The sequence below is a fragment of the Spiroplasma endosymbiont of Zeiraphera isertana genome (assembly GCF_964030805.1).
Lineage (GTDB): Bacteria > Bacillota_I > Bacilli_A > Mycoplasmatales > VBWQ01 > Spiroplasma_E.
This window is the reverse complement of record NZ_OZ034965.1, coordinates 700,250-714,842: the sequence shown is the minus strand read 5'-3', so window position 1 is coordinate 714,842 and position 14,593 is coordinate 700,250. Positions and strand designations below refer to the sequence as shown.

The window sequence follows — 14,593 nt, the reverse complement described above, 5'->3', positions numbered from 1 at the left end:
AAAAATAAATCCCAAAATTAAATAAAATCAAATTTTAGGCCAGGTTGATGATTTTTTTTATTTCATCAAGAGTTTTTTTGAAAATTAAAACTTGTATCTGTTAAAGGAATATTATTTGCTTTCATTTCTATTTTGAAATCTGAAATAATAATAATAATTGATTTTGCTATATTTTGTGGACTTGGTGGTAATATTTTTGCTGGATAACTAAAAGTAATTTCTTCAATTTCTTCATATTCATCATGATTTAATTTATACAAAGTAGTTCAATTAAAAGCATTTCCAGTTAAATAACCCATATTATTATAACGAAACTGAGCAACTGATATTTCATTATAATCACCTTGATAAGTAAAAGGATTATCACTATAAAATGTATGTCTTTCTTCACCTTGGTGTAATGATTGAGTTACAATTGTATCAATAATATAAGCATAATTTGAACCATCAATAACTCCATTACTTGTTGGATTTCATTGACAATCTTTATCTTCATTTGTAAATGGTGAAGCAATATCTAAAAACTCAGTATCTTCTGCTAAAATATAAACTTTATTATTTTTCTTTTGTGATAAATCAACTGTACTTATTTGTTCTTTTGTAGTTAATTTATGTCCAGAACTAGGGTCTCAAGGATAAACACTTAGTCTATCACTTAATTTCATAGTCATAGCAGTTGTTGAAACATTTGCACCTAATAATTTACCAATAGTAAAATCATTATCATTTGTAAATGCATTTAATGGAATTAAACCACCATTACCAATAATACTTTCTAAATTACTTGTAAAAAATGCTGACATAAAACCATTAAAATATAACATTTTTTTATATTGTTGAACATTTTGAGTAATAACTCAACTACTTCAAATACCTAATGTTAAAGCATTTAATAATTTACCAATTAAAGGAATATCACTTAAAGCAAAAGGTAATCATTGATTTGAATCATAAGGCATTTGTATTAAAGGACTAAATACTACACTATTAAAATTTAATATAGCAGACATATATTTTTGAGATATTTTACTATAATCTACAGTTGGACTTCCTATAATTAATCCAGTTTCTGGGTCTTTATATTTAAAATTACTTGACATATCAACATTATAATTACCTTGTAAATTATTTATATTTCATTCACTATCTCAAAAGAATTTAGCTTCTCCTACTGATGTACCATTACTTAATCTTGCTTTATCTTTATCAAAAGCAAGCATACCTTTAAAATCTTTTGTTACAAATAAATTATCTTGAAAATTTAATGAAGTTTTTAATCATTCTGTAAAATTTTTAAAATTAGTAAATCCAGTAGGTTTTGAATCCATTATATTATAAAATGTAGTTTCTGGATGACTACTTGTTGTTATTTTATCATTTATACCAGCAAGTAAACCACCATTATTTTTAACTTCAGTTGTAGATTTTTCATTATTACCAGCAATAAATAATCTTCTTGAAGCAAATACTTTACTTTCAAATATTTTTTCATTATTTTGTTGTATTGGTTCTTGACCTTGAATTATTGGTCTTCCATAATAATAACAACTTGATAATAATTCTAATCCATAACTTTGTCTATGACTATATCTTACTCCTATATCACGCATTAAAGTACGATTTAAAGTTATTTTTCCTTGTTGAATAGTAGGGAAAGCATAACCACTACCTGGGCTTGCATATTGTACAAAATCAAGTGTATTTTGACCACTTGCAACTACTCTATCATTTAAACTACTAAAAGTTAATACTTGCATACTAAATGCACCATTATAAGGACTATAATAATTTGTTACATTTGAAATATATAATAATTGTCTATCTTGATTTTTACCACTATTACCACCAATATTTTCATTTTCATCATTAAATACACAAAAGAATTGTAAATAATCATCAATTGTAATATGTTCTTCAAACATTACTAAAGTATATTGTCTTTTTGTTTGTACAGTTTTAAATATTTGATTATTTGGTAAATTACTAAAATCAACACCACTTGTATCATCAATTAAATAAGCATTTCAATAATCACCAATTTTATATTGTTTTGTATAAAATTCATCTTGACCATTAACTTTATGTGTTTCTTCATTAATTTTACCTTTATTTTTTTGATATATTTTTGTACTATTTTTTCAAATACATACAACTGGAGTAGTACCAGTTAATATTAATTCATATTGACCAAAATCACTTATTTTACTATTAATAGGTTTATATCCAGTTTCAGTTAAAGGTATAGCACCATTATTAATAATAAATGGAAATATTTTTCAATAACTACATCTTTTAATTAGCAATTGTTGTCTTTTTAATTGAAGATGTAGATGTTTCATTAATTGAATTTGTTGATGTATCATTTTTATTATCTCCTAATAATTTTATTTCTTCTTTATCTTCTTCCATTATTTCTTTATAATGTTTTTTTGCTTGTTGTTTTGTTACTTCATCTAATTCAGCAATAGCTTGTGTATATGACATTGTTCTATCTGCTAATCTTTGACTAATCATTTCTTGTTTTAATAATTGGTCAGTCATAGCAATAGGTAAAAATTTAAAACTATAAGGTCTATCACCCTTACCATCTCATAAATTTTCATGAATTAATAACATATCAAAAAATCTATAAAAATAATATGAATAATGACTTATTTTAGTTTCTGTTGTTTCCATATCATTTTTATTATTAAATAATGATTTAGTTTTATTTTCATAATTTATATCAGAAAATTCATTATAATCATAACCAGCACCATTTCATATATCTTTACCTAAATCATCTTTATCTAAAATATAATTACTAGCTTTAAAATCACCTTGTATAACTTCCATACCACCAGCACCAGATTTATTATAGCCAGCAGTACCAACATTAACTACAATATTTTTTTTAGGATTTTCAATAATTTTTCCATGTTCAATCATATTTTTAACAGTTTCATTATCAAATGCACCAAATAAAGTTGTAACATTTAATTCTCTATCAACATTTCTTTGAGTATAAGATTTATGATAATATTCAATTAAATTTCAAACTGGATAAGTATCTGGATATGCATTTAAAGTTGTTGAATTACCATAAAAATTAACCATTGGTAAATTTGTTATTTCTAATATTGGTAAATAATTTCAAGGATTTTTAATTTCATAACTATATTTTGGTATTAAATTAGGTTTTAATTTTGTATGTGCTGTTCCTAAAATAATTTCTTTTTCATTTTTATTATCATTTTTATAATTTTCAAATCTTATTTTTCCATTTTCAGCAATTACTCAAGTTAAAGTTGCACTATCTGCTTGTTCATTTATAAAAAAGAATTCTGCACATTGTTCTTCTTCATTATATTTAGCAACTCTTCCAGCAAATGAATTAGGTAATACTTTTAAACTTGTACTATTATCTTTATAAATAATTGGCATTATATATACTTTTCCAAGTAAACTTTCTTGAATTCCAAATTTATATAATTTTTCAAATCATTTATCACTAATAATTTTATTAGTAAAATATTTTAAAATTTAATCTTTTTCACTATCAAATAATAAACCTTTACCTAATCATAATTTAGTTGATTTTTGAGCAATTCTCATAGGAATATCACTATATCATTCTCTTCTATTACAAGAAAGATATTCTAATGGATTATTCATTTTTATCACTCTCCAAATTTATTTTTATTAATTAATAATTCATTATTAATATTATTAATTAATAATTTCATTTTATGCATTGAAGCATACATTCTTGCATCTCAACAATTATCATATAAATCAAGCATTTGTGGTTCATTATTTGAATTTTCTAATTTAGATTTTGCTAATCATTGCATTTTTGATAATTCTTCATGTGTATTAGGACATCTTTTTCAATTAATACTTAATATACCTTTAATCATACAAATAGTATCTCAATCAATTCTATCTCTTAAATACATTGTAGTTTTATCTACTGGAGTAAAATATAATCAATTTATTTTTCTTTTTTCTACTTCTTTTTTTAAAATATCAATAACTGCTAATCCACCACTACCATAATCAACATAACAAGTAAAACCAAATTTCATTGCTTGAAATTTAATACTTTCATCTAAATAATAATCAATAATATTATTTGCTAATTCATAAGTATCTTTAAATTGCATTATTGCATTACTATGATAAAATTCACTTTCTTGATGTATTCTTCTAGTTTTTTCATTTTCACCAATAAAACATAAAACAGCAACAGTAGGATGTGCTTGTGAACTTGTAGCAAAACCTAAATCTAAACCACCAACTATTTCATTAACATTAAAATCTAATTCAGTTTTAAGTTTATCTAAATATCTTGCAAATATAGAACCAGTTAAAACACTAGGTACACCATAATATCAACTTTGTGCTTTAATAGGGTCTAATTCTTTTAATTCTTCTAAATCATTAATTTTATCTTGTTTTAAATTTTGTTCATTTAATTTTCAATTTGAATAATGAAATAATTTAAACATTTGATTTTCTTCTATTGATTTAATTTGTTCATTATTTTCTTTCATTAAATCTAAATTAAAAGGTACACGTTTATTCATATATTCAATAAAATATTGATAAATATTATCTGGATTACAACTTCTAATTTTAATAGTTTTTTTAGCATTACCTAATGCAAAAGTAATTGCTTGAAATTCTTGTTGACTAAATTCATTTGCTTCTTCACATCATTCAATTGCTAAATCAAAACCTTTTATTTCACTTCTAGAAAGCCCTTTAAGTGGTATTCTATCATTACTATTACTATATACACCCATAACTCTAATAAATGATTTACTACCTTTAAAACGAAAATCTGCTTGTTTATTTGGATATTTTAAAGTAAAATCTTTATAATCAAAACCAATATTAATTAATGCTTCATCAATTTCTTTTGTTAATTCATTAATATCTTTATTTAATTTACGAAAACAATATATAGCAATTGATTTATTAACTTTAATTGAAATTGCTATTAATATTGCTAATTCTTCTGCAATACTATATGTTTTACTTGAATATCTACTACCACTTAAATTATATTCACTATGAGTAAAATCACTTTTATTTAATAATCAATAACTAATTTCATGCAAATAAGTAAATTCTTTATTCATAATATTATTCCTGTAATTCTTCTAATTTTAAAAGTTGACCATATCTTGTAGGGTCACTAACAATAGCAATTGTATCATTCTGTATTTGTAAAGAAATTATTATTCTCTCATTAACTTTATCTCAATATAATGTTTGAACATCAGTATTTAACTGACTATATAAAAATTCTTGATACATAAAAGTAAATTTCTTATTACTTAATTGACTTTCAAAATTATAATAAATTTTATATTTAGTATTTGATTTAAAAGTATATTTAATATGATTTATATTAACTTTTGTTCCTACTTCTTTTCAATTACCATTTATCATTTTCTTTTCATCATCAATTAATTCTTTTTGAATTTTTACAAAATCACCTTCAAGTTTTCAAACACGTTTATGTAATTCATTAATTCCATCAACTATACTTTTATTAGTAGTTTCTAATTCTTTAATATAAGCACTTTTTAAAATGTTAGTAATAAAATCAGCTTTTACAACAAATTTATTTTCTTGTATATTAAAAACATTACTATCAAATAATGGTTCTAATTTATCAATAGTTAAATTAAAATCTTTATCTATAAGTTCATTAATAGCACCAGCAATAGTTTTATCAGTAGTTTCTAAATTAGGGATTTCAGTACCAATAGTATTGATAGCAAAAGCATATTGAAATTGGTCTTTATCCATTTTATCTTCTAATTTTTTATTTAAAGTTTGTAAGTTAACTGCATCTTGTGGTTGTGTAGGGTCTGCTATATCAACAATTCTAGTATTATTTGAAGTAATAATTCTTTTTTCTTTAGGTTGAATAATATTTGAACTATTTGGGTCTATTTCTCATAATGATTCACCACTACCACCACTTGCACTAATAGTATTAGTTTTTTCATCAATTTTAATATTTTCACCAGCAATTAATTTATTTTGTTTTTTATCTAATAAATTATCAACATATACTTTAGTTGTAGCATCACTTAAAAAAGTAGGTGTACCAACATCAATAATTCTTTTACCATTAACATCAATACCTTTATCATCTTTTAATTTAACAAAATTAATATTATCTTTATCAACTTCTCATAATGAATTATCAATATCTGTTTTAATACCACTAGTATCAATATCAACTATTGTTCCAATAATATTTTTTTGATGTATTTTTTTAATTTCAACTCTTGGGTCACTTGATTTTAAATTTGTAATTTCAACATATCTTGTAAAAGGACTATCTTCACCATAATTACTATAAAAATTACTAAAAAAATCATTTCTTTTAGGTAAAACATTTAGATTAAATCCAGTAATATTTGGATATTCTTTAATTTTTCTTAAACAATTAAATACTTCTGGAACAATAAAATAAGGGTCAGTAGGATTATTTTCACTATAAGTCATACCACCTTGACTAATACTTGATTGACCACGAATATAATTACTATCTTTTGTTAATAAAAATCTAACATAATATGCAGTTGCAGTTTGTATTTCATCAGTAAATTCTTTTAATTTTCAAAAAAACTCTTGATGAAATAAAAAAAATCATCAACCTGGCCTAAAATTTTATTTTATTTAATTTTGGGATTTATTTTTTTTACAAACTGAAATATAATGCTTCAGATTTTGCATAAGGTGATATTTTATAATGTTGGTATTTAAATTTTCATAAATTGAGGTAATTTTGAATATTGGTAAATCCAATGCCATGATAATGAGTAATAAATTCTTTTAAACTTGATTGTATTTTACTGATATTACTTAAATTTTTATAATTTAATTCTTTATTTTCTTTTGATTTAAATTTCTTGAGAGTACATTTTGTTTGTTTAGCTACTGTATCATATAGTATTTGCATATCACAAACTATAATTGATTTTTCTTCGATAAGATTAGATGTTAAATTTTCTTGTACTCATTTTTTTGTTAATCTTTTAGTATTTGTTGTTTGAGCATAAATATTTTTATTTTCATCAATTGCCATTTCAATACAACAGTTTAAATCTTTAGCATTTTCTTCAATTCATTTTTTTCTTGGATCATCTGGATTTTTGAAATTTCCTTTATGAATTTCTTTGATAAAAGTTTCATCAATTTCAATTCTACCTTTTAATTTTGTGAATGGTTTTTGTGTTTTTGCTAATTGTGATGATTTCATAAATTTTTGACGATTAAATCATGCTGATGTTTTTGAAATTTTAGCAAATTGAGAAATAGTATAAGCAGATTGACCTAACAATGACAATCAAATTATTCAATCTCATTGTTCATGAGATAAATGACTTCAATGTAAAAAATGATTTCTTAAAGCATCAAAGCTACTTTTACAATCTTTGCATAAATATTTTTGCTTATTATTCTTAAAACCATTTTTTACACATCAATAAGATTTACAATTTGGACATTGAATTCCTTTTTCTTTAAATTTTTTATCAATTGCATCTAATTTTTCTTTTTTCTCAATTTGTTTAATTCTATTTTTAAAATGTCTAATAATTTTTATAAATTCTTCATCTTTTTTGTTTTTTAAAACATCAATTAATTCATTATTAGTCACAAAAAATCACCCCTGATATAAAAATATTACTTTTAATTTAAAATTAAAAGTAATATCAAGATTTTTTGTGAAAATTAAAAGTAAATTCTGTTAATGTAGTTTCTGGTCATTTTTTTGAAATAGAATATCCACTTAAATAATCAATATTATTACTTGCAACTGAAATAGCAAATCAAATTTCATTATCTGGTGTTGTAGTATCATCAAATTCTAATTTATTAAAACCTTTTCAATTTTTAAATTCTTCAATTTTTATAAACATTAATGGGTCTTTAATAGCCATAATAATTTACTCCTTAATGTAAAATAAAGGGTATTTAAACCCTTTAAATTCCAACTTTAGTTGCTTTTTTCTTATCTTTTTCTGATAATTCTTTTTTAGAAGCTCTTTGACTAATAATAGTATTTTTAAATACTTCATCTTTTTCATTATCATTATTAAAACTATCAAGTAATTTAGCAACTGATGTAGTTTCTAATTGTAATTGAGAATTTATTTGTTTAATATTTTCAATAATAAATTGAATTTCTTTATCTCTTTTTAATTCTTTTGATATTTTATTTTGTTTTGATTTTTTAATAATTTTTGATAAAAATAATAAAACAATAGTAACTATAATTCCACTAGCTAATGCTCCACTTAATACTGCTGTTATTAATTCTTTTGATAAATTCATTTTTTATTCCTCCAATTGTATTTTATTTGAATGTTGTTTACATAAATGACATTCTTTTTTATGTTTTCTAATATGTTTATATTGATATATTAAATATGGACTTGTAATAATAATTGGTATTGTTATCAATGCATATTTAATTAATTTTCCATAATTACCTAATTTAGTTACTAAATTTAATCCAATATGACCAAACATAGGAAATAAAGTTAATATTAAATGGTCAGGTCAAGTAAAATTATATTGATTAGTATAATTACCTATTCCCATTTCTATTGGTATTTTAGGTATTAATCAAGGTGTTATTGTAAAAAATAATGTTATTAACATACCAATAATATGACTAGTTATTTTTAAAATATTTGATATTAAAATTTTTATTTTATCTATATGAGTACTATTTTTATTAAATCAAATCTTATTTAATCTTTTATATTCTTTATTATCTTTACTTAATGGATTAATAGTATTTCATATACCAATTGGTTTAATTGGTTTATCTAATTCAATAATAATTACCACCTACTTTCATGTTTTATAAAAATTAGAATTTCTTTTAATTTTTATATATTTTCTTTTATGTAAAGAATTTTTTAATAATTGTTTTCTTTCATATCTTCATTGATTACTTCCTATTTCATTTTTAGATAAATTTTTATATTCTTTTAATTTAAAAAAACCTTTTTCTAATTTATTAATAAAATGCATAGTTTTTTGAACATTAATATTATTTGGATAAATTACACTAGTATCTTGTGAACCATAATATTTACCTTTTTTTGATAATTCACTTTTAACATATTTTCTTAATTGACTTGGTAATCATTTTCTATTTCAAAATTTTCAAAATATAGTTCCAGCACCAGAACCATTTTTACCTTTAGCTTGTGTCATTAATATTCATATTTCTTGTGGAAATGTTGGATAAGTATATGGACCATATCATATTTGTCTTTTATCATTATCACTTTGAAATAATGTTGTTAAAGTACCAACTTTTAAATTTTTATTATCAACAATAAATCTACCTTTTTTAAATCATGAACTTGATAATAATTCTCATGCATTTTCTGGTATTTGTTCTTCATTTTCTTTAAATAAATTATCAAATTTATTTACATAATTTTTAACTGTTCTAATTTCTATTGGCATAATAGAATTTTTAAAACTATTTATTGGATTTTTAAATTTATTAATTTCATTTTGTAATATAGATAATTCAGTTGGTTTTAATATACTTGTTAATTTTTTAAGTATATTGGGATTAAAAACACTATATGGTTGATGTATTTCTTTTTCACTAATATTTTCATTATCAAATACTGCTTTTAATGATGGATTTTTATAATAAGTTTTTAAAGCATTTATTAATGCTAATTTAATATCATTACTTACTAAAGCATTGTATATTCATTCAATAATTAAAGGATTCATTATAAACTCATGTGATTATAATCTCAATTTAATGAAGCATTATCATGATTTAATGGTACTTCGCTCATATTATCACTACCATAATATTGACTTGCAGTTTCACTATTAATAGTAAATCTATTATCATTAATTAATCTTGCAGTTTCATTATTAAATGCTGTTTCTTGCATTTCTTCAACATTATGATTTGTTTCCATAGGTAATAAATTATGAATAATTTCAGATGCACCAGCAATAATAGTTGGAACTGCATAAGCATTACTAAAATCATTATTAATACCCATAGCAACACCACTTGAAATCAAACATCCACCAGTTGCCATATTTGCTATTTTTCTAATAGTTTCAAATTTACTTGGAATTAATTCAGTAATACCAGCAACTAAACTAGCAATACCATATGAATTTAAACTAATATATGTATCTCAATCCATTAAATGATTATTATTACTAAATAATAAATCTGGTGGAAATGGGTCAGTAGTAGTAGTAGTTGTTATTGGATTTTCTGTTGGATTTGGATTAATTGAATTAGTAGTAAATTTTGCATAATTTGCTAATCCAATTGTTCCTAAACCTAGTAATATTTTTTTAGAACTATTAATTAATTTACTTTTAGTTGTTGGTCTTTGATTTAAATTTCATATATCTAAAGCTAATTTTTTACCAAATAATAAACTATTAATTGAACCTAATAATGGATTACTTATTACTTGACCATAATAAGCACTTGTACCAATCATTGCACAAATTGGGCTTATACCAGTTCTTATTAATTTAGTTAAAGTATAGTTACTCAATTGTGTAGTCTCAGCATGTTGTTGTGGCATATTTATTTTCTCCTTTTAATAATTGATTAGTTTTTTTAATTTGAATTCTAACTGTTCCTTGACAATTTATATTATTACCAACACATATTGCAAAATTATCATGTACATCACTTACTATAAAATAATCATTTCTTAATGTAGGATATTCATCTAATAAAATTGCTCTAATATCATTACTAGTAGTTAAATCTTCTGGTTTTGGTGAATAAATAGTAATATGTGCTTTTTCATTAAAATATTTATAAATATATTCCATAATTATTTTTTAGTAAATTCTAAATTTACTACTCCATAATATTCAGTATTATTACCAGTCATAGTTGCACTTGTTGATGTAATATTACTAAATGTTGCTTTACCTTTTTCATAACCAACATTACCAGCATTTATTATTGCAGTTTCTAATTCATCATTAGTAGGAGTAGTTCCTGCCATAGTAATTTTTCCTAAATTTCTATAATAAATAACATCTTCTAAATTTAATTTATTAATATCATCATATAAAGTTGATTGATAAGTTGCATTTTCATTTTTAGGATTAGTTAAAAAATCTTTTGCTCTTGCTTCTTTAATTTCTTCAACTGTAGGCATAGTTGGTCTAATTAAATACATTAAATTTGGTCTAATAGCACTTGGTAATGCAAATAAACATTTACCAATAATTTTAATATTATCTGTATCATTATCTAATTTTTGTCTTATTTTAGTAAATGAAATAGGCATACCTCACATATATCTATTAACTACAAAACCATGTGTATTTTTTAAACTATAATCTTTTTCTAAATGCATTGCTTTTTCAGTATCATGAATAAATTCTTGTTCTAAATAAAAACTTTCTCAAAATTCCATACCAGCAATTAAACTTGTATATCTTCTACCATATGCTAATGTATCTGCTGAAATTTGACTATAATTTAAAACAGTAAATGCTTTTGATAAACCTAAATTACTATCAATTCCAGTGGCTCCCATTAAATCTTCTCTATTAGTTCCTACAGTAATATAATTTACTAATTTAATTAATTTATTATTTCTTGCTCAAATTTTATAATAAGCTTCTTTTGCTTGTTCTGCATTCATATTAATTAAATCTAAAGGTAATACTAATGATTTAGCAATAGCATAATCTTGAATACCGTTTAAAAATATTAATTCTAAGTTTTCACCTAAATTTCTCATAAAACTTGCTGTTCAATTTGAAACAATTTGTACTGCAATATCTTTTGGTGCTTTCATAAATCTTTCAATATCAAATTCTGGAATTTCAAAATCAATTGTTAAATATTTATTAATTTCTAATTTAGTTGTATAAACATCACCTTTTTGTCTTTTAGTTCCATTTTTTCAATCTCATGTTGAACCTCATAATACACGAACAGTTGCTCTATAAATTGCTATAGCAACTCCAGCCATTTCACCAATTTGAGAAGCACTACAAGTTCCACGCATAAACATTGTTGATTTTTCACTTGTTAATTCACCACGTACTTGTGCTTCAAGTACACTTAAAATAGCATTTTCTGTAGGATTATTACCTTTAATAAAAAATGCTTCAGGTATTTTTATAGCTCCCATAATAAAACTTCTTTCTATTTACTAATAGATTGAAAAGCTTCATTTCTAGTAATTTCAACTAAATCTTCTAATTCTTTTTTATTAGTCATTCCTTGTGTTGTTGCTTTATTTTTTAAATCTTGAGCAATTTTAAAATGGTCTAATGAATTATTATGTAATTTTAAAATTAAATCAGTAGGATTAATTAAATTATCTTGTTGTTTATTTTCTTGTTTAATAGGTTCTGATTTATCAATTAAAAAATCTTTATAATCTTCATTTATTTTATTAAATGCTTCTTGTTTAGATAAAGATTTATAATTATCAGTACTCATTAAATTTTTAATTAAATTTACTTTTTTAGTATCTTTAATATTTGAAAATAATTGTTGCTCTTCAAAACTATTAATTTTATTTTCATATTCTTTTATTTTTGTTTGATATTCATTTATTTTTGGTTCTAATTCTTTTTTAAGAAATTCATCTTTTGCTTGTGCATATACAACATTTCTTTGTTGTTTTAAAGTTTCTTGTAATTCTTCAAAAGTATAAGTTTCTTTTTTTTCTTTAACTTCAAAATTAGACATAAAAATACTCCCTTGTTAATAATCGCTTTTTTGATAATCCCTTGTAACTTATGTTAATAAATAACATAATCGCTTTAATATATTATATCATTTTTTCCCTTTAAAATAAAGAAAAAAACCTATATTTATTATAGGTTTCTAATCATTATTTTCTATTTTTCTTGGTTCACAAATATTAATAATTATATTACTATTATTTGCTTCTATATCTTGATTATCTATTAAATCATCAAACATCCCTCTATGATTTGTTCTTAAATAAGCTCATTCATATTGAGGTACTTGTGTAACATTTTTTAATCTTGCAATCCCTATTTTAAGACATGCTTTATCATATTCTTTAATAAAATCATTTTGTCATTTTGTCGACCTTCTTCGGCAATCATATATATATTTATTATCCACATTTAAAATATAATTTAATTCTTGTTTAGTACATTTTTTTAAATTATCTTTATTTTCTCTTAAATATTCTTGTATTTTTTCTTTATAATTTCCTAATTCTTTTCTTTGTTTTGGCATATTATCACCTATATTCAATATTTATATACTAATTATAACATTTTCATAAAATCATATTTCACCACTTTAATAATAATTATTACTATAATCAATTCATAAATTAAGAAAGGAAATAATATTATGAATTTTCTTAGTAATGAACTTAATTATGATGAACTTGATAATCAAATTAAAAATAATGGTTTAAATTATTTCACAAATCTATTAAAATCATATGATGATTTTTGATATCAAAATATATATGATAAAACTAAGCATAAATATGTTAAAACTGCCAAAAGAAGTCCAAATACTCAATATGGTAAAATAAATAATTTTTATCGTAGATGTTATTTAATATTAGAAACTAATGAATATTATTATCCTTTAGATGATTATATAAAAATTAAGAAAAGAAAAAGAACACTTACAAGTTTAGAACATACAATCATAAAAAATTCAGGTAATGGTAAAAGACAATCTGATGTACAAGATATAATAAAAAATAGTAATTTTTCAAAAACATATATGACTAATGTAATGAAAAATGCAGTAATAGGTGTTGAAGAAATAAAAGAGAAAAAAGTAGTTTTACCAATTGAAAAATTATTTATAAATATGGATGATTGTTTTATATCTTCATTATTTAATAATAAAAAGCAAAAAAATTGTATTCGTACAATTAGTGCAAATAAGGGTAAAGATTTAGAAAAATCTACTAAAAGTAGAAATATTTTAAAAGATAAAAAAATTACTTATATGAAAACTAAAAATGGTCAAAAAATTAAAAGACAAGAATTAATTGATAAAATTTATGAATTTCTTGATTTACAATATATTTATTTTAAAAGTAGTTTAGTATTTATTGGTGATGGTGCACCTTGAATTAAAACTACTGCTAAAAAAGAAAATATTCCTTATGTAATTGATAGACATCATGCATTTAAAGCACTTAAAAAAGGATTTATTTTTAATAGAAAAGTAGATAATAAAAAATTAACAAATGCATATGATTTATTTGTTAATGGTGAATATTATCAATTATTAGATTTTTTAAAAGAAAATAATGTTAATGAAGAAATATATAAATATTTTAAAAATAATAAAGAAGGTGTTATAAATCAAAAAGAAAATTGAAATCAAGGAGTATGTGCTGAAAGTGATGTATCACATTTAGTTAAATCTTTAAAAGGATATGGTGCTAAAATTTATAATGATAAAGTACTTAATAATATGCTTATAATTAATTCAGCAAGAATTAATAAATTAAATCTTTTACTTTAAATTTTTAAAATTTAATAAATCTAAACCTAAATAGTTAGGAATTTTTACTTTAGATGA

Annotated in this window: 15 protein-coding genes; 1 reads left to right on the top strand and 14 read right to left on the bottom strand. The window is 22.1% G+C overall.

Going from position 1 to position 14,593, the window contains the following annotated elements:
• Positions 1 to 17: 17 nt before the first annotated feature.
• From AAHM78_RS04910 to AAHM78_RS04845, 14 genes are all read right to left on the bottom strand, one after another.
• Positions 18 to 2,363: a hypothetical protein gene (locus AAHM78_RS04910; RefSeq protein WP_342254563.1), complete on the bottom strand. Its 2,346-nt coding sequence runs from the start codon at positions 2,361 to 2,363 to the stop codon at positions 18 to 20.
• Positions 2,293 to 3,423 carry a hypothetical protein gene (locus AAHM78_RS04905; RefSeq protein ID WP_342254562.1) on the bottom strand — a complete coding sequence of 377 codons (1,131 nt, stop codon included), beginning with the start codon at positions 3,421 to 3,423 and terminating at the stop codon, positions 2,293 to 2,295. The genes AAHM78_RS04910 and AAHM78_RS04905 overlap by 71 nt, the downstream gene beginning before the upstream one ends.
• A gap of 233 nt (positions 3,424 to 3,656) precedes the next feature.
• Entirely contained in the window at positions 3,657 to 5,126 is a 1,470-nt protein-coding gene (locus tag AAHM78_RS04900; RefSeq protein WP_342254561.1) for a phage terminase large subunit, read from the bottom strand.
• A gap of 4 nt (positions 5,127 to 5,130) precedes the next feature.
• A complete protein-coding gene (locus AAHM78_RS04895) occupies positions 5,131 to 6,510 on the bottom strand; it encodes a hypothetical protein (protein WP_342254560.1) in 1,380 nt (459 codons plus the stop codon).
• A gap of 196 nt (positions 6,511 to 6,706) precedes the next feature.
• Complete coding sequence (locus tag AAHM78_RS04890) at positions 6,707 to 7,666, bottom strand: IS1595 family transposase (protein ID WP_342252992.1); 960 nt, start codon at positions 7,664 to 7,666, stop codon at positions 6,707 to 6,709.
• A gap of 43 nt (positions 7,667 to 7,709) precedes the next feature.
• On the bottom strand, positions 7,710 to 7,949 hold the full coding sequence (locus AAHM78_RS04885) for a hypothetical protein (protein ID WP_342254559.1): 240 nt from the start codon (positions 7,947 to 7,949) through the stop codon (positions 7,710 to 7,712).
• Positions 7,950 to 7,992: 43 nt separating this feature from the next.
• Positions 7,993 to 8,343, bottom strand: coding sequence for a hypothetical protein (locus AAHM78_RS04880; protein WP_174480758.1), 351 nt, complete (start codon positions 8,341 to 8,343; stop codon positions 7,993 to 7,995).
• A gap of 3 nt (positions 8,344 to 8,346) precedes the next feature.
• The gene (locus AAHM78_RS04875; RefSeq protein WP_342254558.1) at positions 8,347 to 8,865 is read right to left on the bottom strand and encodes a hypothetical protein; all 519 of its coding nucleotides are present in this window, start codon (positions 8,863 to 8,865) and stop codon (positions 8,347 to 8,349) included.
• The gene (locus AAHM78_RS04870; protein WP_342254557.1) at positions 8,866 to 9,777 is read right to left on the bottom strand and encodes a hypothetical protein; all 912 of its coding nucleotides are present in this window, start codon (positions 9,775 to 9,777) and stop codon (positions 8,866 to 8,868) included.
• Positions 9,777 to 10,607 (bottom strand): hypothetical protein, encoded by an 831-nt coding sequence (locus tag AAHM78_RS04865; RefSeq protein ID WP_342254556.1) that lies wholly within the window; start codon positions 10,605 to 10,607, stop codon positions 9,777 to 9,779. Before AAHM78_RS04865 ends, AAHM78_RS04870 begins: the two co-directional genes overlap by 1 nt.
• Entirely contained in the window at positions 10,570 to 10,863 is a 294-nt protein-coding gene (locus tag AAHM78_RS04860; RefSeq protein ID WP_342254555.1) for a hypothetical protein, read from the bottom strand. The genes AAHM78_RS04865 and AAHM78_RS04860 overlap by 38 nt, the downstream gene beginning before the upstream one ends.
• Before the next feature lie 2 nt (positions 10,864 to 10,865).
• Complete coding sequence (locus AAHM78_RS04855; RefSeq protein ID WP_342254554.1) at positions 10,866 to 12,185, bottom strand: hypothetical protein; 1,320 nt, start codon at positions 12,183 to 12,185, stop codon at positions 10,866 to 10,868.
• A 14-nt stretch (positions 12,186 to 12,199) separates the two neighbouring features.
• Complete coding sequence (locus AAHM78_RS04850) at positions 12,200 to 12,751, bottom strand: hypothetical protein (protein ID WP_342254553.1); 552 nt, start codon at positions 12,749 to 12,751, stop codon at positions 12,200 to 12,202.
• A 138-nt stretch (positions 12,752 to 12,889) separates the two neighbouring features.
• On the bottom strand, positions 12,890 to 13,273 hold the full coding sequence (locus AAHM78_RS04845; protein ID WP_342254552.1) for a hypothetical protein: 384 nt from the start codon (positions 13,271 to 13,273) through the stop codon (positions 12,890 to 12,892).
• Positions 13,274 to 13,393: 120 nt separating this feature from the next.
• On the opposite strand from AAHM78_RS04845, the gene AAHM78_RS04840 reads away from it, so the two are divergent.
• Positions 13,394 to 14,536 carry an Mbov_0401 family ICE element transposase-like protein gene (locus tag AAHM78_RS04840; protein ID WP_342254551.1) on the top strand — a complete coding sequence of 381 codons (1,143 nt, stop codon included), beginning with the start codon at positions 13,394 to 13,396 and terminating at the stop codon, positions 14,534 to 14,536.
• Positions 14,537 to 14,593: the final 57 nt, after the last annotated feature.